Below are 2,439 nucleotides of genomic sequence, written 5' to 3'. Positions count from 1 at the left end.
CAGTGTCGGGTAGCGGCGGCACGTTGCCGTGCCGCCGCCCCCTCAGAACCGGGCAAGCGGGCTTTCCCCGCACCACGGCTCAAGCAAGCCCCGAGGGCTCGGCGGGTGAGAATGTGGCCGGTCTCCTGCGGTTGCGTGCCCGGAGGGTGCGGTAGCAGGAGGTGTGCACCATGCGTGTTCGCTTGCCGTCCGGCGTGCCGTGCCGCTCGTGGGTGAGATAGTCGGCGGCGATCGCCCGCCGAGCAACACCCAGCCACCAGCGTTCCCACTGGTTCGGGGACTGTGGCGGCTGGTCAGCGGTCAGAAGATTCTCCCCGCAGAGCGGGCAACGCCCGTCCTGCTTGGTCAGCAGGGCGAGGTTGTAGCCGTCCAGCGGGGGCGTGACCTTCCTGCGCCGCTTGGCCCAGTACTCGATCAGGTCTGGGTCGTCGGGGGACGCTCCGGGCCGGACGAGCTGGTGCCGGACGATCGGTGTCCAGGAGAACTTGACCAGGTAACGGGCGTGATCGCCGACCTGTTCGCCGAACACCCAGTGGTCGTCCCGGAACCGGTTGTGCTTGCCGAAGTAGCGGCGTTTGATCCACTTCTTCGACTTGTTGGGATGTTGGCGGACGGCCCACCGCCAGGTGAGCCACCACACGTGGTGGTCCAATTCGTTGAAGATCTGAGCGGCCACCACACCCCGGTAATAGGCGGCCCAGCCCCGGATGATGGGGTTGAGCCTGGAGATCAGCTCCCTCACCGAGGAGCCCCGCATCCTGCGCGTCTCATCGGTGAGCCTCTTGCGAATACGCTTGACCGCGTCCCGGCTTGGTTTGATCAGCAGCTTGCCGTTGGAGTAGCGGCGAACGCTGAAACCCAGGAAGTCAAAGCCTTCGCCGGCGTGGACGACCTTCGTCTTGTCCTCGTTGAAGACCAGTCCTCGCGGCTCCAGCCACTGAGCCAGCCGCTGCTTGACCCGGTAGGCTTCCTGCTCGGAGTAACAGCAGACCACCAGGTCATCGGCATACCTCACCAGAACCGGAGTCCCTTCCCGCGCCCGACCGGCCGTCACACCGGTCATGCGGTAACGGACCCCTGCGGCCTCCTCCAGCCCATGGAGTGCCACGTTCATCAACAGCGGACTGATCACACCGCCCTGGGGCGAGCCCTCGTCGGTGGGCGTGAACATCTCGTCCTCGACCACCCCGGCCTTCAGCCAGCGCGCGATGAGGTCCCTGGCGGGGAACCCGCCGAGCGCGTCGAGGAGCTGTTCGTGGTTGATGTTGTCGAACGCGGCCGACAGATCGGCATCTAAGATCCACACCCGGTTGGCCCGAGGGCCGCGAAGGGTGACGAACAAGGTGTCGATCGCATCAGCGCAGCTCCGGCCCGGCCTGAACCCATACGATCTGGGCTCGAACCGGGCCTCCCATTCCGGCTCCAACGCGTGACGAACCCGTGCCTGATGACACCGGTCCATGATCACTGGAATGCCGAGCGGGCGGAGCTTTCCACTGGCCTTGGGAATGTGCACGCGCCGGACCGGCAGCGGATCCCAGGACGCTCGGGTTCGGTGCACGTGCACCGCCGCCTCCGCCCTGGCCTGCGAGGTCAAAGCGACCTCACCGTCGATCCCGGCCGTCCGGCGCCCGGTATTGCGCTGGGTGACCTGGCGGACGCTGACCAGCGTGTTCGACCAGGACCTCAGCATCATCTTCTGCAAGGACCGGACCGTGGCCCAGTCCCCCTCCCGCGTCGCCTTGAAGATCCTGCGCCGCAGCCTCACTACGTTCTGCTCATGGGTCCGCCAGTCGATGGTGTCCCAGTCGAGAATGCCCTCGGGTCCGTTCACCGTAATGGTGTCCAACTTGCCCCTCGGTTCGAAAGGCCCTCGGCCTCGGCGTTCAAAGGCTCACCTGCCCACGTCAGCGCCCTTTCGAGCCCGGACGCAATGTGTCCGGCATCCGGCCGGTTCCCCGCAACGGGCCGCCTGAAGGAGCAGCCATACCGTCGCAGGTCCCGTTGCCTTTCGGCCACCGGCATCCGCTTCTTGGGCATCCTGTCCCGCCGAGGGATTCCGCCCATCTCGCGATCGGCCTACCAGGCCACCAACGGCCTGGACCTCGACGAGGTTTCCACGTTCCGCGCACACGAGACACGACCGGGGAGGACGCCCTTCTAAACCCCGAGGCCAGCGGTGTTCACACGCCCAGATCAGAGGTTCTGGACGCCGCTTGCCGCCTCTTCCAGCGGCCAGGCCCTGCCACCCTGGTCCTCATCCCGTCGCCCAGGGCTCTCCTTGACGAGGCCTCATCGAAGAGTTCACTCGCGTTCACCCGTCCGGTCTTCCCCTTGCCCGGTTGCTCCCCCAGACGGAACAGGGGCCCTTGGGCGTCTTCCCCGAGCTTCGCACCCCGGTGAGCAAGACCCACCGACGCACGTCGGGGCGGGGACCAA

The 2,439-nt window shown here is 66.6% G+C and carries 1 protein-coding gene; it reads right to left on the bottom strand.

The features are described 5' to 3' along the window. Positions 1 to 79: 79 nt before the first annotated feature. Entirely contained in the window at positions 80 to 1,834 is a 1,755-nt protein-coding gene (gene ltrA / locus E1292_RS50140) for a group II intron reverse transcriptase/maturase (protein ID WP_132606835.1), read from the bottom strand. Between the last annotated feature and the right edge of the window lie 605 nt (positions 1,835 to 2,439).

The sequence above is a fragment of the Nonomuraea deserti genome (assembly GCF_004348685.1).
Taxonomy (GTDB): Bacteria; Actinomycetota; Actinomycetes; order Streptosporangiales; family Streptosporangiaceae; genus Nonomuraea; species Nonomuraea deserti.
This window is presented reverse-complemented; position numbering and strand designations above follow the sequence as displayed.